The sequence below is a fragment of the Hungatella sp. SL.1.14 genome (genome assembly GCF_024460495.1).
GTDB lineage: Bacteria > Bacillota > Clostridia > Lachnospirales > Lachnospiraceae > Hungatella > Hungatella hathewayi.
The window spans coordinates 54680-76333 of sequence record NZ_JANFYJ010000025.1 but is presented as its reverse complement, the minus strand read 5'-3'; the positions used below and the strand labels follow the sequence as shown (position 1 = coordinate 76333).

The 21654-nt window shown below is 48.1% G+C and carries 16 protein-coding genes; 3 read left to right on the top strand and 13 right to left on the bottom strand.

Annotated elements, in window-relative coordinates; genetic code table 11:
- Nucleotides 1–27: 27 nt before the first annotated feature.
- Nucleotides 28–915 (top strand): hypothetical protein, encoded by an 888-nt coding sequence (locus NE473_RS23250; RefSeq protein ID WP_155560948.1) that lies wholly within the window; start codon nucleotides 28–30, stop codon nucleotides 913–915.
- Between the two features lie 89 nt (nucleotides 916–1004).
- Here the strand turns inward: NE473_RS23250 and NE473_RS23245 are convergent, their stop codons facing one another.
- From NE473_RS23245 to NE473_RS23210, 8 genes are all read right to left on the bottom strand, one after another.
- Entirely contained in the window at nucleotides 1005–1787 is a 783-nt protein-coding gene (locus NE473_RS23245; RefSeq protein ID WP_022030614.1) for a DUF6612 family protein, read from the bottom strand.
- A 124-nt stretch (nucleotides 1788–1911) separates the two neighbouring features.
- Entirely contained in the window at nucleotides 1912–3429 is a 1518-nt protein-coding gene (locus NE473_RS23240; protein WP_155560947.1) for an MFS transporter, read from the bottom strand.
- A 104-nt stretch (nucleotides 3430–3533) separates the two neighbouring features.
- Nucleotides 3534–4745: a helix-turn-helix domain-containing protein gene (locus NE473_RS23235; RefSeq protein WP_196411681.1), complete on the bottom strand. Its 1212-nt coding sequence runs from the start codon at nucleotides 4743–4745 to the stop codon at nucleotides 3534–3536.
- A 37-nt stretch (nucleotides 4746–4782) separates the two neighbouring features.
- Complete coding sequence (locus NE473_RS23230) at nucleotides 4783–7071, bottom strand: glycoside hydrolase family 2 protein (RefSeq protein WP_256265397.1); 2289 nt, start codon at nucleotides 7069–7071, stop codon at nucleotides 4783–4785.
- 210 nt (nucleotides 7072–7281) lie between these two features.
- On the bottom strand, nucleotides 7282–9438 hold the full coding sequence (gene gnpA, locus NE473_RS23225) for a 1,3-beta-galactosyl-N-acetylhexosamine phosphorylase (RefSeq protein WP_022030618.1): 2157 nt from the start codon (nucleotides 9436–9438) through the stop codon (nucleotides 7282–7284).
- 40 nt (nucleotides 9439–9478) lie between these two features.
- Nucleotides 9479–10321 carry a carbohydrate ABC transporter permease gene (locus NE473_RS23220; protein ID WP_006771808.1) on the bottom strand — a complete coding sequence of 281 codons (843 nt, stop codon included), beginning with the start codon at nucleotides 10319–10321 and terminating at the stop codon, nucleotides 9479–9481.
- Between the two features lie 18 nt (nucleotides 10322–10339).
- Nucleotides 10340–11233, bottom strand: a complete 894-nt coding sequence (locus NE473_RS23215; protein ID WP_006771807.1) for a carbohydrate ABC transporter permease — start codon at nucleotides 11231–11233, stop codon at nucleotides 10340–10342.
- Between the two features lie 116 nt (nucleotides 11234–11349).
- On the bottom strand, nucleotides 11350–12783 hold the full coding sequence (locus tag NE473_RS23210; RefSeq protein WP_256265396.1) for a carbohydrate ABC transporter substrate-binding protein: 1434 nt from the start codon (nucleotides 12781–12783) through the stop codon (nucleotides 11350–11352).
- Nucleotides 12784–13069: 286 nt separating this feature from the next.
- Between NE473_RS23210 and NE473_RS23205 the strand changes: the two genes are divergently transcribed.
- Nucleotides 13070–13915 carry an AraC family transcriptional regulator gene (locus NE473_RS23205; protein WP_022030620.1) on the top strand — a complete coding sequence of 282 codons (846 nt, stop codon included), beginning with the start codon at nucleotides 13070–13072 and terminating at the stop codon, nucleotides 13913–13915.
- A 60-nt stretch (nucleotides 13916–13975) separates the two neighbouring features.
- On the opposite strand, the gene NE473_RS23200 is transcribed toward NE473_RS23205, so the two are convergent.
- The 5 genes from NE473_RS23200 to NE473_RS23180 form a co-directional block, all read right to left on the bottom strand.
- Entirely contained in the window at nucleotides 13976–15943 is a 1968-nt protein-coding gene (locus tag NE473_RS23200; protein WP_256265395.1) for a diguanylate cyclase domain-containing protein, read from the bottom strand.
- Nucleotides 15936–17375 (bottom strand): ABC transporter substrate-binding protein, encoded by a 1440-nt coding sequence (locus NE473_RS23195; protein ID WP_155560942.1) that lies wholly within the window; start codon nucleotides 17373–17375, stop codon nucleotides 15936–15938. Before NE473_RS23195 ends, NE473_RS23200 begins: the two co-directional genes overlap by 8 nt.
- Nucleotides 17376–17676: 301 nt before the next feature.
- Nucleotides 17677–19026: a glucose-6-phosphate isomerase gene (locus NE473_RS23190; RefSeq protein WP_022030028.1), complete on the bottom strand. Its 1350-nt coding sequence runs from the start codon at nucleotides 19024–19026 to the stop codon at nucleotides 17677–17679.
- A 111-nt stretch (nucleotides 19027–19137) separates the two neighbouring features.
- A complete protein-coding gene (locus NE473_RS23185) occupies nucleotides 19138–20190 on the bottom strand; it encodes a hypothetical protein (RefSeq protein ID WP_155560941.1) in 1053 nt (350 codons plus the stop codon).
- 126 nt (nucleotides 20191–20316) lie between these two features.
- On the bottom strand, nucleotides 20317–21015 hold the full coding sequence (locus tag NE473_RS23180) for a 5'-methylthioadenosine/adenosylhomocysteine nucleosidase (protein WP_155560940.1): 699 nt from the start codon (nucleotides 21013–21015) through the stop codon (nucleotides 20317–20319).
- A gap of 204 nt (nucleotides 21016–21219) precedes the next feature.
- On the opposite strand from NE473_RS23180, the gene NE473_RS23175 reads away from it, so the two are divergent.
- A complete protein-coding gene (locus tag NE473_RS23175) occupies nucleotides 21220–21468 on the top strand; it encodes a TIGR03905 family TSCPD domain-containing protein (RefSeq protein WP_006771796.1) in 249 nt (82 codons plus the stop codon).
- Nucleotides 21469–21654 lie beyond the last annotated feature (186 nt).

The following is a 21654-nucleotide window of genomic DNA, read 5'->3' as shown; positions in this document are numbered from 1 at the left end:
AATTAAATCAGACAAGGAGGGATTTTTATGATACAAAAAAGCACACGTTACTTAAGACTGCTGCCTGCTGTAAGTCTTTTTACTCTCTCTCTTCTTTTATCAGGCTGTTCTTCGGGAAACAGTGAAAGAAAGCTTGCAGACGCCGCAGACGCCATAAATGCCGCCATTGAACAGGATCTATCCATGGACAGCTATGAATTCACGATCCGTGACGGCACCTATTTGAATGATACAAAATATGAGCTCCAGACCATTGCCTACATCTGCGTTTCTGAAGACGGCGGCCGGAATTACTACGTGGCAGGCATACCGTCGGATAAGACTTCCTCATTTACCGTTGAACATAAGATTATCGGAGACAGCCACTATCACCGGATTTTTGATAAGAATAAAGGGGAATACCATATCTCGGCTGATTTGACCAGCCAGTCAGCAGCGCAGACAGAACCTCCGGTAAACGGCTGGATGCTGGAATCCTCCGGAGACCAGAAAGGAAATGAATCCTACAAGGGCAGACTATGGATTTATAACCATCGTATCTCCCCTGAAGATTTCACAGAAGTATCCAGAAAAAAGGAAGACGGCAAAACCGTCATTACCCTTATACGCAGCACGGAACAGCCCGGCTATCTTCCTCTTCCCCTTCAATTAGTCCGGGATGAGCGGCTTAAGCGGCATGAGCAGGAGTTAGAATCCCCGCCTTATACTGACAACCGAAAGTATACAGCAGAAACGCTGGAGGCCGCCATCGACTCTACAGGCCGGCTTTTAACCATTGAGTATAAACTCACTTATGAAACAGCTGATGGAACACCGATCACGACACTCGAGGATAGCGAAATAAATTCCATGACAAAATACAATTATGTAAACTTAAAGCGATTCAATGACGCTTCCATCACCATTCCTGAATAGCCCGCGGGAATAAACGGCAGGCATGCCAGATGAATTCCCACCTGACATGCCTGCCGTTATCTTCATAATAAAAAAATGTGTTTAATTTCTTACTGCTGTACTCCCATTGCCGCGGGATCAACTTCCTGATAGCCGTCAAGACTCGGCGCAGCCAGTGTAACCACCTGGCCCGGGTTGCGGTAGACAGCGTCTGTATCCATATCGATGCTGATGGTTTCCCCCTGCACTTCCATATCCATAAGCATCTTAATCTTCATGCTTGAGAAGTATCCATCTTTATTCACAACCGCTTCACCGCTGGCTTCCTTAATCTTATAGGTAACGCCTTCCATACCGGCGGCAGCTGTTCCCATGCTGCTCATGATGTCCTGCACATACGCATCCATCTTTTCAGCATCAGCCGTAAAGGTGAGGCGCTGGTTCTCTCCGTCCTTCTTTGCCGTAATCTCCTTCATGTAGGAAGATTCCATATTTGCACCTTCCGTACTCTGCTTCACCTGTTCCATAAGCTGATTTAAATCCATGGCGTACTTGATCTTCTGTCCCATCGTCTCCATATAGTAATAGCCGCCCTCATAATACATCGACATATCGATGTCCTGGCCCGCCATGGAGGTCTTTCCCGTCGCCAGATATCTCATGTCTTCCGTATTGGCTCCGGTCATCTGAATATCCATAGCGGTTGTCACATCGATGGTCTGATCCCCCTGAGACATCGTCATGGCAACGTTCGTAGTAAGATCCATATCCTTCAGCTCTGAAGTCTTCTTAGAAGCTTCATCATAAATTGTTCTGGCGTCTTTTCCACCGCCGCATCCGGCCATGGACAGTACCATGGCGGCACTCAAAAGAAGTGCTAAAACTTTTTTCATAGATTCCTCCTTGAAATATATAATATGATCTAGTATACTATACCCCACTTATTAATTCCAGATCATTATTCTTAAATAAATCTGACGAAAAACGAATTACGGCCGTGTACAAACAGTAAACCGCTTAATTATCAAAAGAGGCGGCCTTAATCTCTGCAATCCTGTCCTGAATTTCTGCCATTTTTTCCTTAGTCAGAGGATAGAATTTCATGGCCACAAGGTTACACAGCCAGCCGATAATCGGTACGAGACAGAAGCTGATGATACCGACCCAGAACAGTCCGGGAGTCAGAGGTGTGGTCTGATCCGGCTGTACCTTTGCGAAGCCAACGGCGGCCAGCTCCAGAGCCACGATCGTGGTTCCCAGTGAGGAAATCAGCTTGTCCACGAAGCTGAAGAGTGTTCCCATCAGGCCCGGAACATACTTACCGGAACGGTAGGTCTCATAGTCGGCGCAGTCGGCCGTCATGGGAATTACCAGTGTTCCCGCCATGCCGGAGCACGCCTTCTCCAGAATCCAAAGGGTACAGAGCGCGACCGTAAAAAATGTAATGCGGGAGAATCCGAAGTCTTTCGGATTGCCGAATATAAACAGCAGCGCCATGCAGGAAGCGCAGATGATGGCTCCGATGGAACCGGTCCACAGCGCCTTTCTCTGTCCCATTTTAGCAGCAATCTTTCGAATACCAAAACCGCAGAGAAGAATCTGAGGCACAATAATGAGCATGCTCATGGTGCCATAGCTGCCATAGTCTCCGCAGATGATGCCAAAGACGATAACGAGAATAATACTGTTAGTCATAATATTCTGAAACAGCTTATCCGTAGACGCCGCCACCACCAGCATCTGAATCGCGCGGTTATGCTTTAAGATCTCCCAGTAATCGCGGATTCGGATCTGCTGAGGAACGCCCAGTCCGTAATACTGCGGTCTGTCCTTTCTCCACAGTCCAACGATTGACAAAGCCGCCAAAAGAAGCGACAGGCCCGCAAAAATCAGCCAGAATTCATGGAACATGGCAGGATTGCGGAAACCGGAAATCCCATCGACCGTATATTTAGGAACAAGATACTTAGAGACCAGCATGCCGGTTCCGGCAAACATTAATCCGCCGTATGCGGCATCAAAGACTGCAAACGTGGGTCTCTGCTCAGGATCATTCGTCATACACGACTGTGCCGACTTTGTGACAACGCACTGGCATGTGTATCCAATAATGTAAACAGCATAGATCAGCACAAAGAAACCGAGCCTCAATCCGTAATTGTCCGGCAGCTTATGACCGAAATGGTAAAGGATATAAGTTGTAATAATCATAATTACATTGCCGATTACGATAAACGGGCGGTTTTTCCCAAACCTGCCGTTGGTCTTATCCACAACAAAGCCGATGACGGGATCCGTGACGCCGTCCCACACCCGCATAACCGTAAGCAGTGTTCCGACCAGAACCGCAGCCACGCCCATCAGCCCGGATACGTAGTAAGAAACGTATCCCATCAGCATCGCATAGAGATTTGTCGACGTATTGTTCAGCGCATACAGCCCAATTTCCCACGTATGAGCCCGGTGAATTCCATTAACTTTCGTGTTATTCTGACTCTTCATATTTTCTTCCCCTTCTTCTTTCAGCAGCTGCATCTCTTTTCTCTTTCATGAATGTACTTAGATTTTACAGCTATTTCCGGAGAAGCATGAGTAAATATCTTGTCAATATTTCATTTTATCTTGTATATTTACTAATTCTATAAATTTTTCTTGTATACGCTGGGAGGCATCCCTGTCATCTTTTTAAACAGCTTGCTGAAGTAATTCAAATCGGTAATCCCCACGGCAAGAGCAATCTCCTGAATCTGCATGTCGGTCGAATTAAGATACAGAATCGCCTGTTTCATCCGCTGCTCCGCAATATAGGCGGTAATGGACTGCCCCATCTCTTTCTTAAACAGTGTGGAAAGATAGCTGGCATTGACGCAATACTCTTCCGAAAGCCTCTTTAGCGACAAATCGTGAGCCAGATTTAAATCAATATGATTTACGATCTTCTGTATTACGGAAGAATGGCCTTTCAGAGAAAAGTTGCGCACCAGAAGGCAGTATTTGCGTACCATCTCAAGGGCCAGCCGGCTGGCTTCCCTTTCTGTGCAGACCGTCTCGATTTTCTTGGCAAATCCGGACGAAAGCCGGTCTATATGAACCGGATGTACACACCCATTTTCAGCGGCCTTCCGGTATATGGCGTTGGAAGTAATCAGGATATTGCGCCGGTCGCGGTTCGGATCCTTAAAACGCCGGGAAACTGAGGTACTGGAAAATTTCCGGCAGATCCTCAGAGCAGTATCCGCATCCCCAGATGCAATTGCATGTAAAAGTTCATTCTCCATTCGGTACCGGTCTTCCAGCATTTTTGTGTGCACCAGGGTATCCTCCGGCAGATCTTCCTTCCAGCCCATGCTCTCATCCTCTTTCAGCTCAACAAGGCGTTTTTTAATCTCCTGGCCGTCATAACACATGCGGACAATGGAAAGCAGCAGCTCATCCCAGGAGCCGCTGTCCATCACAATGGGAACCTCACAGAAGTAATCTCTCAGCCCGGAGGTCAGACTAATGGGAAGCCCGCATTTTTGAATCAGCCGGTTTAGCCGGAAGTCATCCATATACTCTTTCCGGTACGGCCCGATCAAAATATAGTCACCGCAGGATCTCATGTCCTCCGGAAGTGCAAACAGATCGTATTCCGAGTCGTACCGGTCAATCACATGGTGCAGTATGAAAGGTCCGCATCCCGCATAAATATTGTGGAGAACATCGTTTGGGCGGCCGCATTTTAAGATATTCTCCCGCAGTCCTAAGTCAAAGCAGTTTTTCTCATCCTCGGGCGATTTCACGATGGATAAATTGATATGAAAACTGGCTGTCACACATTCGATCATGCTGATTAAATCAACTTCCTTCATCACGCCTCCTCCTCCCACAGGGTCAAAAAGCAGACAATCAGGATTTCCTGATTGTCTGCAGAACGGCATTCAGCCGTGTCATAACCTGTTTCATAGAGGGCTTCACACTGTTTTCTTCCCCGGATGCCTTATCGATCATCTCCTGGAGATCTTCCAGTGAGTTATCCCCCATCATGCTGAGCATGCTTTTCTTAAACTTCATGCCGGAGGATGAGTACATGGCTCCGACGACTGCCTCCATCGCCTCATTGCATCCGAGTAATTCCCGGATTCTGTCTTTCACGGAAAAATACTGCGGATCGAACGTCATTTCCGGAGGAGTCTCCACGATCAGGTTTGTAAACCAGTTAGCCGCCCCGTCTCCCTGGGCCGCTTCCTCGTCCACGAGAATATACGGCTCCCACGGCTCAGTGACCCGTTCCAGAGTGATACAGTCTTCGCAGTCCTGCCCCACGGCCCGGACAAAATGAATCCCCTCCGTCCACGGAATCTCCTGAAATTCAAATACCTTATCCCCCATCCGGTCCGCGATCCTGATTCCGTCCAGAAACAGCGTCACATCCGGCAGGTTGGAATATACCTTAACACTCAGAAAATCTCCGGTCCGCCTCGCGAATCTCCTTCCGCAGATATGAACAAACGGTTCTCTGCTCCAGTATGCTTTATAGATATAAAAAGCGTCCTTTTTTATGGTTCGGTCCAGCGTGACAAGCCCCTTGTTGTTGCGCCCTTTTACACCGCCCTCGTCTCTGGCGTCGCAGCCGAAATCGAACATGTTCCACACATGGGTCGCCCAGATGTACGGCCGGCGGCTGATAACCTCAGCCAGGTGCTCATGATACAGCGCCTGGTATTCCTCACTGTAATCCCGGCATCTCGGTTCGGAACTGTGGTACGTGATGTTGGCCTCCGCTCCGTACTCGGATATCCCGACCGGGCGGTTCGGATGCGCCTCATGGAACTTGTCCATCCAGGCCTCCGTCCCTGTCAGCTTACCGCCATACCAGCCAAAATAATGGTTATAGCTCATCACATCCGTGAGATACACCTGCTCATTATCCGGCTCCAGCATCGAGATGTGAGCCATGGTTGTAAGCCGCGTGGAGTCCATGGCGTGAGCCAGATCGTTCAGTTCTCTTAAATTCCGGTGAAGCTGCGGGCTGTCGCCGCCAATCGTAATCTCGTTGGAGATTCCCCAGAAGCAGACCGACGGATGGTTATAGTTCTGTAAAATCAGTTCCTTCAGCTGCAGAATACAGTTTTCATGGGCGGCCGGATTGCCGCTCATACGCGAAATAAACGGGATTTCCGCCCATACGACAAATCCCATGGCGTCACACGCCTCATAGAAATCCTGGCTGTGCTGGTAGTGGGCCAGACGAACTGTATTGGCGCCAATCTCCCGGATCAATTCGGCATCCTCAAGATTCTGCTCTCTTGTCAGCGCGCTTCCGACACCGAGTCTGTCCTGATGACGGGAAACGCCGCGCAGCGGGGTAGGGATACCATTTAAAAGAAATCCCTTTTCAGGGTCAACAGAAAATTCCCTGATTCCCATTTTAACGTTTACACAGTCGATTCTCTCATTCCGGCGTACAAGCTCTGCCCTTACGGTATACAGATAAGGATCTAAAACTCCCTGCCATAAATGAGGAGATGTCAGGCAGAGCACCGTACTGCTGCACGCTTCCGCCGGAGTATAGCCCTGAGCCGCTGTGATGCCCTGGCTGTCCAGAATCGTAAAGCAGACGCTGTCTCCCGTTTCCGGAGCCGTGACCCAGGCCTTCAGTTCCACGGCCGCAGTTTCTCCCTCTGTCTTTGCAGTGTATGCAAGACCCGGTGCGCCATAATAGTCCAGGTTAAAATGAGTTTCCGGTACTGTTATCAGGTTTACATTCCGGTAGAGACCTCCATAAAACGTAAAATCCGCCATCTGCGGATAAATCCGGTCATTTACTCCGTTGTCCACAGATACACAGATCAAGTTCTCTCCGACCCGCAGATGGTCTGTGATATCCGCGCGGAAGGTCGAATATCCGCCTTCATGGCTGCACACATTGGTTCCATTTACATATACGGACGCCGCCATCGCCGCCCCTTCAAATTCCAGATAGCTTCTCAGCCCGTCAGTCCCGCAAGGCTGGTAAAGGGACCTCGCATACCAGCAGATCCCCCTGTAATAATCATTGCCTCCATCCTGACCGTCTGCCGCATTCCACGTATGGGGCAAATTTACTTTTTCCCAGCCGGCAGGCAGAGCGTCGGGAAGTACTCCGCATGTCTTTGAAAAGAACCAGTTTTCATTTATACATACCGTTTTTCTCATTCCGTAATGTCCTCTCTGTATTGATTATGGTACCATTATAGAACAGAGAAGGGAAAACAGAGAGGATAATTTCATGTGTTTTTGAATTTTAGCCAATATTTTTACTAATTCTCACTTTGCTCTGGCATAAAAAGGAAAAAAGGCATTCCATGGCCGTTCCCGGCTGCTGAATACCTTTTTCTTTTTCTGATCATCACATATTTGATTGTTTTACATATCGATCCACCGCATCTCCATGGGTTCCATGTCAAGACGGCATTTCAACACGCCTTCCACATACAGTTCCGTAGTCTTCGGCTCCTTTGAATTGTTGATCACTACAATCTTCTTTGTCTTCTCATATGCAGCGACCTCCGTATCTACGTTGGTTACATAATATTTCTTCATTTCCTCTTCTTTATGAGCCGCGTAGTATATGGCGCGAAGCAGGATTCGGCAGTTCTGGGGAGAATAAGGAAGACCGGTAAAGTAGACGCTGCGGCCCTGACCGTATTCATTTACAACGAGACGGCTGTATTCTCCGTCCTTGTTGAGAATCTGATAGTGGTCGCCCTGAGCGTAGATCCGGCTCTTGCTCTCACCGAAGTCAATTTCGCCTTCGATATCTTCCAGAATAAAATGCTCCTGATTCAACTCATTGTACTTGTCAGTACTTAAAGAGAATCCCATCTCGCGGTCAACTCCCAGTACATCGCTCAGCTGGAAGTAACGTCCCTGATGCTGGCAGGCGGTCGGCTCTCCCACTCCGATCAATCCGCCTCCCTGATCTACGAAGCGGCGGACAGCCGTCACGACCTTCTCATCCTTCCAGTTGTCTCCTCCGCTCCACGCAGTGTAAGCGTCGCCGGAGTTGATGATGACCTTAATGTCTGGGTCGATTCCCTCTCTGAGCTGGTCGAAGTCAATAAATTCCACATCGATCGGCATACCGCTTAAGCACTCCAGAACACCGACATAGGAATAGATCTCCCTGTGATAAATGGCGTGGTGAACCTCATTGGCCATAAAGCCTCTCAGCGCGCCCCAGCAGTTTAAGACAGCCACTTTAAACGGCGCCATATGAGAACGGCTTCCATCCATATTTTCCTGAATCTGGCGGAACTCTCCCACCACTTTCTGGATTTCTTCAATAAAGCCCGGCCACTCGATCGCCAGCTTTAAGTAACCGCCGTATCCGATACGGTCCAGCGGGGAACGCAGCATGGCTCTTCTGGCCTTCATCCAGTTGTCTTCCGCCTCTCCAATCGGATCTCCTCCTTCGCAGAATACATCCGGGAAGAAATAGGGAAGCAGCCGGCCCTCCGTATATTTCACACCTTTGATATCTGATATCATGCGCATGGTTACACCATCGCCTACGGAACCAACAACAGAATCAAGGCCTATCCCCGCAAAATATTTGCCAAAGGGCTCTGTTCCAATCCAGTGATCTCCCAGGAACATCATGGCTTCCTTGCCATAGCTGTGGACGATATCCACCATCTCTTTGGCCAGCCTGCTTACCTCAATCTGCTGGAATTCAATAAAATCGCGGAATTCTTTCGACGGTACACGGAAGCAGGAGTTATGATATCCCTGATCCACGATGTATTCCGGACGGAACTTATAACCGGCCCATTTCTCGAACTGCTCCAGAATATAGGGGCTGACACTGGCACTGTAGCCAAACCATTCCACGTATTTTTCTCGTTTTTTATCATCAAAGGTTAAGGTAAACTGATGGAAGAAGGTAGTAAAACGGACTACATCCACATCCGGATTCTCCTCGCACCAGCGTTTTAACTTATTCTTAACGAAGACCTGAGTCTTTGGCTGCCGGACGTCAAAAGTCATCTGATGCTCGGCATCTTTCCAGTCATTGGTGATGAAGTTGTACATATGTACCGGATCCCAGATCAAAAAAGCCAGGAAGCTTACCGTATACTCGTGATATGGTATCGTCTTAATCCCGACCTCTCCGGAAGCCTCGTCGTACTCCCAGTCGGTCACAGGAACCACTTCACCGGTTGTCCGGTCGATTACTTCCCACCAGCGCTTTGGATCATCGATGGTGTTGACCTTTAACTGCTCGGTGTGGAAGCCGTGCATCAGTTCGATGCGAAGCGTCTCCCCCCGTGCCGTGATCCGGTCGCTGATTAAATATTCCTGCTGAACCTCTTCCGGATTCTGCATGGCCCAGTCATTATCTTTTCTCGTTGTATAATAGGTGGCGTAAATCTTGCCGTCCAGTTTTAACAGCTCCTCCGGCATATTCGTTCCGTCACAGTCACGAAGGGCGTCCGCCCCCAGCAGATTTTTCAGTCGGATTGTCTCATCTACCATGTCCACATCCGTAGGCAGGGTAAGTCTTCCGGTAATCTCATTCATAGTCAGTTTTGTCCTCTCTCAAAATCTTTCAGTTTCAGTATTATCCCTTTAATCCACCCATGCTCAGACCTGACGTCAGTTTCTTCTGTACCATCAGATAGAAGATCATGGTCGGAATCATAACAATCACCATAGCGGCAAACAATGCGCCCCAGTCTGTCGCAAATCTTGCCTGCTCCATAATGTTTTTAAGACCTACCGGCAGAGTCTTCTTGGTATCATCCCGCAGGAACTGAAGGGCCAGAATGTACTCATTCCAGTATTCCATAAAAGAGAACATCAGCATCGTTGCAACACCCGGTTTACACATGGGGAAAACCACGCTCACCATGGTCCGGAAATGGCTGGCGCCGTCGATCCCGGCAGCCTCCACATATGCATTATCGATCCCTTCCATAAATCCGGACATCAGGAAGATATAGAACGGGAGTGTTGTGCAGGCATAAACAATACACATGGCCACACGGCTGTTTAACATATTAAAGCTTAACAGCTGTAAGAACAGCGGCACTACCAGATAGTTCTTCTGAATAAACATACCGGCCATAAACAGCGCTTTCACCGGCGTTAGGATCTTGCCTTTATATCTGCCCAGCGCATAGGAAGCCGGAACCACCATGACGAGTGACAGCACCATGGAAAACACCGTAATAAAAATAGAATTTAAGAAGTTCTTGCCGATATCCGCATTGGTCCAGGCCCTTGCAAAGTTATTCCACTGAAGCTTTTTCGGAAGGCGCATGGGGAACTGGGAGATCTCATTATTATCCTTTAAGGCAGATATAAATGTCCAGATTAAAGGCAGGATAACCAGTACAACGGCTACGAACAGCAGGATTCGGAGCAACAGTCTGACGACTTTACTTTTTTGTTCTTTACTCATTCTGATTCCTCCCTTCAATTAACTGTCTTTCCTGGCAGTCAGCGCCTGAGCGATGAGTGACAGGATAAAGGAAAACAGGAAAACAACGACGGAAACGGACATTGCATATCCAAAGTTTGCGTTGCTGAAGGCCTGCTTGTTGACATAGGATAAGAGCACCTCGGAATGGCCCTGAGGTTCTCCGTTGGTCATAACTGTAACGAACTGGAAACTCATGTTCATGGTGGACAGAATAAAGAATACCAGTGTCGTACGGACTGTCGGCCAGATAAGCGGAAGTGTGATCTTGAAAAATTCCTGAATTTTATTGGCGCCTTCCAGTTCAGATACCTCATAAAGCTCCGCGGAAACACCATCCATTCCGGCTATGTACATAACCATGTAGTAACCGACCGCCTGCCAGATCATGGCCAGGGCAATTACCCACAGTACATACTTACTGTCTCCCAGCCAGTTAGGCAGATTGGCCTTTCCCATGGCTGATAAAAAGGAATTGACAATACCGGTCAGGGGGTTAAACAGATTTTTAAAAATAATACCGATTACAACAATAGAAAGGACATTCGGGAAGAATAATACAATTCTATATAAATTTGCCTCTTTTAATTTACCCCTGCTGATAATTGCCGCAAAAAACAGGGACAGCGCCATGGTAACAATTGTAACAAATACCATGAGAAACAGCGTATTTACAAATGCAAGCCAGAATTTATCACTTGTAAACAGTGTCACAAAGTTATTAATACCTATAAAGGTCTTTTTTCCAGTACCGCCGCTCCATTTATATAACGACATCCGGAACACCTGAAATGCCGGATAGAGTATAAACAGGCAGAACCCTATCAATGCAGGAGCTACACAGCAGGCCAGGAATCGTTTCTCTTTTTTCTTCCTCTGGGCTAATCCGTTCATCTGCACCTCACCTTTCTATTATGATTATCTCTTATCATTACCTCTTATTGATTAGTGCCTGACTGTCAGGGACAATTCAGGCACTAAAATTATGCTTTATTCAGTTATTGCTTTCCTTATTCAGCTGTAACGAGAGAATCTCTTACCGTGTCAGAAAGCTTATCGCAGGCTACAACCCAGTCATCAACCGTTTCTTTTCCATCAACGACTGCATTTACATGGCCGTAGAATTCTGCCTTCGGTACTACTTCGCTGTCAACTGCTGCAAATCCGCCAATGTATGGCTTGTAGCCGTTGTCGAAGGACTGGAATGTGGAAAGAACCATCGGATCAAGGATGTCTTTTGTTAAATCTGTAGCGCCAACGACTGGCGGAATTCCACCGGTCTTCTCAGCATTCAGCTTGATCGCTTCATCGCTGTATAAGAATGCAAGGAAATCCTTTGCTGCATCAACATTCTCACTAGCTGCCGGAATGTAAACTTCTTCTACAGAAGACATTAAGTACTTGTCAGCTGTTCCATCCATAGCCGGAACAGGAGCGAAGCCCCATGCAAACGGCTTACCGTTAATTTCTTCGCCTGTGATGTCAGCCATCTCGCCAACGATCCAGGAACCACACGGAACGAATAATGCAGAACCGTTCATAACAGCAGTCTGGGCTGTCGTATGGTCAATACCGGTTGTATTCGGAAGTAAGTATCCGCCGCTTCCCAGTTTGGCAACCAGGTCAAATACTTCTTTTACGCCTTCTTTGTCCCATGCTCCCTCTTTGTAGGTAAAGCAGTCGTTCATGCCTTCTACGCCTAATTTAGCAGTCAGCAGAGGAATGATAACGGTCTCCATGTATCCCGGTGCGTTTCCGCCCTGGTATGTAAATAAGGAACGGTCGCTCTTACCGGCGATATCTTTGCCCTTGATCTCATCGCCAAGTGCGAAGAATTCATCCCAGGTTGTCGGTACATTCAGCCCGGCTTCTTCAAATAAGGTTGCATTGTAGAATAAGCCGTTCGCTGTGTAGTACAGAGGTGCCAGATACACTTTTCCATCGCCGTACGGCTGGGAAAGAGAAGTGTCCAGGAAACCGTCTAAGATTTTACCTTTTAAAGGTCCTTCAAATACGTCTGTCAAATCTGCAAGCGCCTGATCCTTGATCAGTCTCTGTGCAAGGCCGGACGGGTTGCTGCTCGGGCAGTAGATGAAATCCGGAACGTCGCCGGCCAGCATGGAGGAGTTAACCTTCTCACCGATGGACGGGTCTGCATCGATCTCAAATGTTACGTTCGGATTAGCTTTTGTGTAGGCGTCTGTCACTGCTGTCCAGAATGCATCGCCGTATCCGCCTTTAAAAATTGCCAGCTTTAAGGTAACCGGATCACCGGTGCTCTCTGCTGCGTCTGCTGTGGTCTCTTCTGTCTTAGCGGCATCTGCTGCCGTAGTCGTCTCTTCTGCCTTCGGGGCAGCGGTTGTCTCTGCAGGCTTGGAGCCGCAGCCGGCAAGTGTGGCTGCTACCATGGAAGCTGCCAGCAGAATGGATAATGTCTTTCTCATAAATATCCTCCTTATCATTCCTTGTCATATTGCACAAGAACCGTTTGTTGTAGTTACAGTATATTGTATTGTTCCCCCAGTTTCAACGTTATTCTTGCTTCATTTTTTATATATCTTGCTTTAAGAACAATAAAATACTTTTCTTTTCCACACATATCACCTATAATAAACAATATAAACGGGATATATCCGGTATTTTCACGTATTTTAAACAACTCTTTTATTACTATTTTGCTTTTTTTATGTAAAATAGGTAAAAAACCCTTAAAAACAAAGAGGTGCCTCTATGAGTAATGAACGATTGAATTTTGACAAGAATCTCGAAACGCTCCAAAAACTGAATTTCCAGCTTCTGTATGCCTCTACCTCCAAATACGAAGGCGACTGGCAGAGTCTTCCCCACACCCATCACTTCACCGAGCTGTTCTATGTCATCAGCGGCCTGGGAAAATTCCTGGTAGAAGACCAGCTGATCACGGTTAAGGAACACGACATGGTCATCGTTAATCCCAACGTGGAACACACGGAAAAATCCATGGATTCCAAACCGCTGGAGTACATCGTATTCGGCGTTGAGGGACTGACCTTCTCCTTCGGCAGTCCGGAGGCCCCGCAAAACTACGGTTACTATAATTATTCCGCTGAAAAAAAGCATCTGCTGAACTTTTCCCAGCTGATGCTTCGCGAAATCAAAGAGAAAAAGAATGGTTACGAACAGGTATGCCATGACCTTCTGGAGGTGCTTCTCATCTATATCACGAGAAACGACCAGTTTGGCATCATCTCCACGGACACCTCCCGCATGCCCAAGGAATGTGCCAGCGCCAAACGGTATCTGGATGCGAATTATGCGCAGCCGATTACCCTGGACTCTCTGGCGGCGGCCACCCATATCAACAAGTTTTATTTGTCGCATACCTTTTCCAAATATCTGGGGATGTCGCCCATCACCTATCTGATCCAGCGCCGCCTTCAGACCAGCAAGGACTTACTCACCCAGACAGATTACTCGATCGCAGAGATCGCATCCAGCACGGGATTCGCCTCACAGTCGTATTTCTCACAGATATTTAAAAAGTTTACGGGGATGAGTCCGAATCAGTACAGGAAACAGAATACGGTACATCAATAAAAGCTGATACAAAGGCCCATGCCTGCAATCCTCATCAGATTGCAGGCATGGGCCCCATATTTACAATGAATCAGCAGACTTCATCTGTTTCTTCATCTCATACATATTATGATCCGCGCGGGACAGCAGTTCGCTGAAGTTTTCCTTACTGCCCGGGTCTGAGCCTGCATATCCCCAGGCGATTCCCGCCTTAAAGCCATTTTCTTTTCCGTAAGCCTCCACCTGGCCGGCTAACAGACGGCTGCATTCTTCCGGAGAATTCTTCGATACTCCCTCAATTACAGCGGCAAATTCATCACCGCCGATGCGGTATATCCATGCATCCTTCAGGGCTCCGGAGATCGCTCTGGCTGAAAAACGGATATACTTATCGCCTGTTTCGTGCCCGAACTCGTCGTTTACCCCTTTGAGGCAGTTCAAATCGAACATCAGGACGGTCAGCGGTTTTCCAAACTCCAGCATTCCCTCCCATTTCTGCTGCCTGTGTTCGAATGCTTTTCTGTTCAGCACCCTTGTGAGGCCATCCAGGTCATTTTCCGCTCGGAGCGACTGGGTCTTAAGGACTTCCTCTGTGACATCCTCCACGACTCCGCTCTTTTTCTCGCCGTCCTCCCGGAGCGTTAAACGGATCCAGCGTTTTCCTTCCGGCTGTTCCAGACAGAATATATTTTCATCCTCTGTAGGCTTCTCACAAATCTTCTTTAAAAATGCCTGAAATTCATTACGGCTCCTGCAAAAAGTCCGTTCCTGATCCTTCGATAATCCCAGGAGCCGCGGAATCTGGTTCGTCATGTAAACCCGATTGCCTTTGGCCCCCATCTCAAAGACCCCCACAGGGACCTCGGAGAGTTCCAGAAGTCGTGAATAACGGGTAAACCACCGGCTGATCAGCACCGCGATTCCTGCGCCGGCGCAAAGCGAAACAAGAAACGAATAGAACAGGATCTCCTGGATTCGATGCGGATACTGCAAAAGCGCATCTTCCTCCATCAAACCAATCAGATACCACTCTTCTCCCGAAAACGGGGTATTGTTGTAATACATTCCCATCTGTTCCAGACATGCATAGACCGCACCGTTTCCATTGTGATTTCCCAATAGAAAAATACCATTCTCAGAGTCTTTTGCCTTAAGCTCCATCGGACTCTCAGCCTGCAGGATACGTTTCTGAAGAGCACCGTGTGTGACAAGCGGACGGATCCCGTCGTTCTCTCCGGAACGGATTCCGATCACATAACCGTAGGAATCCACCGCCAGCAGGTCAGACGGAGGCAGATACTTATACAGATAATTCAGCGATATCTCAACACCGAATACACCGACCGCCCTTCCCCGCTGGTCTACCAGGGGTATCGAATAGGTAACCACCTCTTCGCCCCCTTCATAAAGGCGAAACGGCGGACACCAGTAGCCCAGCAGTTTTTCATCACCTGCCAGTCCCACACTGCTGAATGGCTTTTCATAAAACGCACGGCTGGCATCCGTCAGTTCCAGCCGGTACTTCCACGCAGTATCCGTCACTACCTGAGTCTCCTGAGCCACATCCCAGGGGCCTGCCAGAAGATAGGTATTGGAATTGCGTTCATCAACCCGGTTCGGATTGGCATTCCTGAAGTAGAGGGCCGGATAACTCTCTGTTTCCTCCGTCCCCCTGTCTAAAATCAAAAATGCCCCCGTTGTTTTTGTATAGTACAGCGCATTCAGTACCGTAGGGGCGACCGCCTTAAGCAGTTCTTCCTTTTCCAGCAGTTCCCCGTTCTCATCTCTTTCAGCTTCCGTAAAATACCGGCTCAGTTCATCCGTATAAAGTTCAAAATTCGTCCAGACATTTTTCATCTCCCCTTCAATGGTTACCGAACGGTTTTTCACTTTCTCCGAAAAAATCTGGTACGCATTCTCCCGGGACTGCCCGATCACACCGCCCAGACTCAGAAGAGCCGTCATCAACAGACTCTGAATCACAACCGACGCCACAAATGTGAGCGCCAGTTTAAAGGCGATCGAATCACTTCTCACCTTTTTATTCATTTATTTCTCCATTAATCTCTCCATTTATTTCTCTCATTAAGTTCTGATACCATGCTTCAAAATTCCCGTCGTCCATAAACCCGGATATCACCGTCCCCCTGTCTTCACCATTCTCCACCCGGTTCTGAAGCTCATTTAAATCAAGCTCCACCTTCTTCTCCAGGGAGCGGGAAAACAGTTCATTCACTTCATAGGAATTCTCAAACGGCCTTCTGGCATAAAACTTCCCTTCCTGCATCGCCTCAAGGGCCGCCGTCACACTCTTTTTTACCGCCTCCGCGTTATCACTCTTCTGTACAAATTTTTCCAGCTCTTCTATGGATGACAATGCCGCATTTTCCACCGGAATATATCCGATCGACGCGGTAAACTCAATGTTCCGTTCAGAATCCGTAAACCATTTCAGGAATTCGGCAGACGCATACTCTGCTGCCTCCCCGGAACGGAATATTCCCATATCCGCCCCCCTCTGGGACATATACCCGTGTCCCCCCTCAAACGTAGGGTAAGGCCGCACGCTGCACTCTATGGGGTACTGATTCTCTCCATCCACGATCACCTCTTTTGGAAAGTAACCGGCGCCGGCAGACGAGCCTATGTAGGCAAGCAGGCTTCCGCTCTTAACCCCATCCTGATTAAATACGCTGCTTTTATACCACCCCATCATATGGGGAACGTAATAAGCATCCCACGCCTTCCTCGCTGTCTCTTTCGAATAGGCAAACGAAACGCTTTTCCCATCTGTGGGGAAGGGATCCGCTCCATCCTGAATCGCTGTCAGCACAGCAAAATCATTAAAACTGTTCATTCCCAGAAACGGCTGTCCGCCGGACCATCTGTAATACGCCTCCGCCGCCGAAACCAGCCCCTCCCATGTGCCAGGCGCCTCATCCGCAATCCCTGTGTCTGAGCAAAACTTTCTCCAGCCAGTCTCGTTGACAAATAAAAGTTCTGTCGATTTCGCCACCGGGATCAGTTTATGTCTGCCTTCTTCTCCCCAGACGCCCTCGCTTAAGAACTCTGGCCGGTATCGCTCCAGCTCTTCCGCACTGAAATACTCCTCCATCTCTACCAGGGGCGCCAGCTGATCCAGCCGGTATGCGCTGTCCGGATATACCGTAAACACATTGGGAAGCGGGTCAGATCCAATAATCTTATTGGCGGAGTTAAACAAAGCATCGTCCAGTTCACCACTCGAACCATAACCGTAGGCATCCACCACGATTCCCAGTTCCAGCCCTTTCGTCTCGTTAAATTCCGTTACTTTTTCATCAAATTTCGTCTTTGCAAAAGCATTGTATGCATGCCAGACTGTAATAACAGTCGGTTTTTTCGGATCCAGCCCATGCTTTTTCCCCTGCGCACAACCGGATACTGCGCAGGCAAGAGTCAGGGACAGCACCACTGCCTTCCATATTCTTTTCCTTTTCATGAGATCCGCCCCTCCACTTCTCTTCCCCTGATCCGCAAATATCAGCCATTCCTATAGATCCGTCATGATCCGTCATGCTTGCTGACTGCACCGGAGTCACAGATCCCAATCGTCTGCAGATACTCCGCCAGTTCTGATGTATGCTTTTATTATATCATACACTTATTTAATGAACATATTAATTTTTTTGTATAATCAGGGAAAAATATGGATATAGAAAAGGACCCGCACTCCGCAACTGCTCACCCAGCTGTGGAATACGGGTCCTGACTATCTATTCATACCCTATTCAGTTTTCGTCCTATAATCTCTTTAACAATTCTTCTCTTTCCTTCTCATATCCAGGCTTGCCAAGAAGAGCGAACATATTCTTCTTATAGCTCTCCACGCCTGGCTGGTTGAACGGATTGACACCCAGAATATAACCGCTGACGCCGCACGCATACTCAAAGAAATAGAATAACTGACCCAGGCAGTATTCGTCCTGTTCCGGGATCTTTACCATCAGGTTCGGTACATCGCCGTCCGTATGGGCTAAGATCGTGCCGTTCATGGCACTCTTGTTGACGAAATCTACACTTTTGCCTGCCAGATAGTTCATGCCGTCCGTGTCCACTTCTTCCTTCTGAAGCAGAATCTCGGCCGGGGATTCTTCGACATTCAGCACGGTCTCAAACATCACACGGGAACCGTCCTGGATGAACTGGCCCATGGAATGTAAATCCGTGGTTAAATCAACGGCTGCCGGGAAAATACCTCTGCGGTCTTTTCCTTCGCTCTCACCAAATAACTGTTTCCACCACTCGGAAACGTAATGAAGGCTCGGCTCATAATTAGCCACAATCTCAACTGCCTTGCCTTTTCTATGTAAGATGTTGCGCACCGCTGCATACTGTAATGCGGAGTTGGACTCATAAGGAGTCTCCAGAGCCGCCTTTCTCGCTGCTGCAGCACCTTCCATTAATTTATCAATATCAGCGCCTGATACGGCAATCGGAAGCAGTCCGACCGCTGTCAGGACCGAGAAACGTCCGCCTACGTCATCCGGCACGACAAAGGACTCATATCCCTCTTCTGTCGCCAGATTCTTAAGTGCTCCCCTGGCCTTGTCCGTCGTAGCGTAAATTCTCTTATTCGCCTCTTCACGGCCATACTTTTCGATCAGCATCTCCTTGAAGACACGGAATGCAATTGCCGGTTCTGTCGTTGTACCGGACTTGGATATGATATTAACGGAGAAATCTTTTCCTTCCAGCACATCCTTCAAATCCTGGATGTATTTGCTGCTGATGCTGTTGCCTAAGAAATAAATCTCCGGAGTTTTGCGTTTTCCCTTCGGCAATACATTATAGAAACTGTGGGATAAGAACTCAATGGCCGCTCTGGCACCTAAATAGGAGCCGCCGATACCTACTACCAGAAGTACGTCAGAATCATTCTGAATCTTCGCCGCCGCTTTTTTAATTCTCTCAAATTCTTCCTTATCATAGTCTACAGGAAGATCAATCCAACCTAAGAAATCATTCCCGGCGCCGGACCCCGCCATCAGCACATCTCTTGCACACATCACTGTGGCTTTCATATTATCCATCTCTTCTGCTGAGACAAAGCCTGCCGCTCTGGAATAATCAAATACAACTTCTTTTCCCATCTCTATCATTCTCCTTTTCCTTTTGTTTCAGGTTTTAGAATGCCTGTTCAGGAACAGTATACCATAAATCCCCTCCAATTGCGATATAATTTTCCTTTCCCTTCCAAATGTTCACGTGAGATATTCATGCAGAATTTCTCCGATCAGCTTCAATTCCTCGGGGTTCAAATCCTTCAGCCAGTCCTCCTGCTGTTTTACGGTTCTTCCCCGTTCGCGGCTGGCCGCTATCTGTTCCAGACTCTTCTTTAAATAGTCCACATCCCGTATGGATCCTTCCATTTCTGACGGCCCGATGCCGCTCCGTACCATTTCCGGCACCATATTCTGATTCCCGGCTCCCAGCTGCATCTCGTCAGCTGCCGGGCTCATACCGGACTCTGTACTTATCGTTTCCTGTATGATACCGCCCTGTCTTCCATCTCTCTGCCTTCCGTCGGACCGGCCGCTGTTCTGTCTGCGAGCCTGCGATTCCGCCTTCAGCTGGTTTTTCATGCGCTCCGTCCTGTTTCTCTGCTTTCCCCGCACACTTTCCTGTTTCTCCGGCTCTTCTGCCTGTCCTGCCGCAGTACCTGCTGCCACGGGATAGATCGACCGGATATTTTCACGGGTTTCCATATGAGGCCCCGATATTGCCTGTGTTTCATCTCGTTCCTGATCCAAACGGTAGATCAGCGTATTTTCCAGATAATTATCGAGTGCGGTAAACAGCTGCTGTTTCTTGTCCGCGATTCCTGCTCCGTGGTCCACAAGGATTGTAAAGAGCCCTGCCAGAATTCCCATGGAGCCGTACAGTACTATGTAATAAGGATCGGTACGATACCAGTATGCACCGAACGCCGCCGCCCCTCCTGCGAGGAAACAAAGAAGCGTCATCTGATTGGAAAAAGTGTTCCATCCGTTAAGCGTCATGCCCATAAATCTGAAATCATACATCTGCCTCTCTAAATAAGGCCTGATTTTCGGAATCCCCTGATTCATCTGATAGCTGCTTTCTGTCTTCTGCTTAAATGCACGAAGATTCTTATTCTTCGTCAGTGACATGTTGTCCGTTTCTTTAATTAATCTTTTGTAGAGGTTACGTGTCAGCCATCTGGTCACGACCCCAAGGCCGCATACGGCTGCAAGCACGTACAGCGCTTTGCCTGTCTGTAAAAATTCCAGCATAATAATAGCTCCCCTTTCTTCCCGGTTGTTCCGGTGATAGGATTATTATAACCACCGAAACTTCCTTTGGGAAGATGAGAGAGCCTAGAATCGTTCGTCAAATCCCGTCAGGATTCGATTCTTAACTTAACATGAATACCTTTCTGCAATGGCTAAAATCAGATTTACGGAATGGCGTACCGCCCTGGCCTCAAACTCGCTGTAGTCCATGGTTGCGCTGTTGTCAGCCTTGTCTGAGATGGCCCTGATGATTAAGAATGGAACGTGGTTTAAGTATGCCGCCTGAGCGATGGCCGCGCCTTCCATCTCCGTACAGTATCCACCGAAATTTTCCGCAATCCAGTCTTTTTTAACCTGATCGGAAATAAACTGATCCCCGGAAACAATCCTTCCGGTAAAAACTCCAATGTCAGGATTCACTTCCTTACAGCACTTTAAAGCCAGATTCCGAAGCGTTTCATCGGCCGGAAATGAGAACACTTCCATCTGCGGAATCTGTCCCGCCGGATACCCGAATCCGGACGCATCCATATCGTGATGCACCGTATCGGTAGAGAGCACCACATCGCCGATCTCGATCTCATTTTTTAAAGATCCGGCAATCCCCGTGTTGATAACCGCATCCACTCCATAGTGATCCACCAGAATCTGCGTACACACCGCCGCGTTCACCTTACCGATTCCGGAACGGACGACCACCGCCTCTTTTCCCTTCAGTGTTCCTTTATAAAACTCCATGCCGGCCATGGTCTTTACTTCCACACCCTGCATTGCTTCCTTTACTTCCGCCACTTCCACATCCATGGCTCCGATAATTCCTAACATACAGCGCCTCCTTTTCCTGTTCCCTTCCGGGATACTTTGCATATATTGATTATTATAACTGTTTTCGCCCTGTTTGCAAGAGGGTTTCCGTGTCGTCCGCTATTGACAATCTGTTCCCTTATTCTGTATAATTGTAAAAATGCAGAAACCGATAACAAGGCAGAAAACAAATAAAAGTATAGAAGAAATGTGGAGGAATGATACATGATTTATAAAACACACGGCGTATGTTCACAGGAAATTAATTTTGAAGTTCAGGACAACAAGCTTACCAATGTTCGCTTTGTTGGCGGATGTTCCGGTAATACCCAGGGTCTTGGCCGTCTGATTGAAGGAATGGACGTAGATGAGGCCATCAAACGTCTCGACGGAATCCACTGCGGTCCCAGACCTACCTCCTGCCCGGATCAGCTGGCGAAAGCTCTGAAGCAGTATAAGGAATCCCTCTCCTGACAGGAATCCGGCGGAACAGACCTCTGAGGTTTACATAAGCAGCTGAAATACAGAAAAGAGAATCAAACCAAAAAGTCTGTACGGTGATGATGCAGGCCGCGGCTCCGGTTATCCGTTTATAGGATAACAGCCGCGGCCTGTTTCTTTTCCGGTCTCATCCTGTTCTTCATAAATTTTTAAGAAATG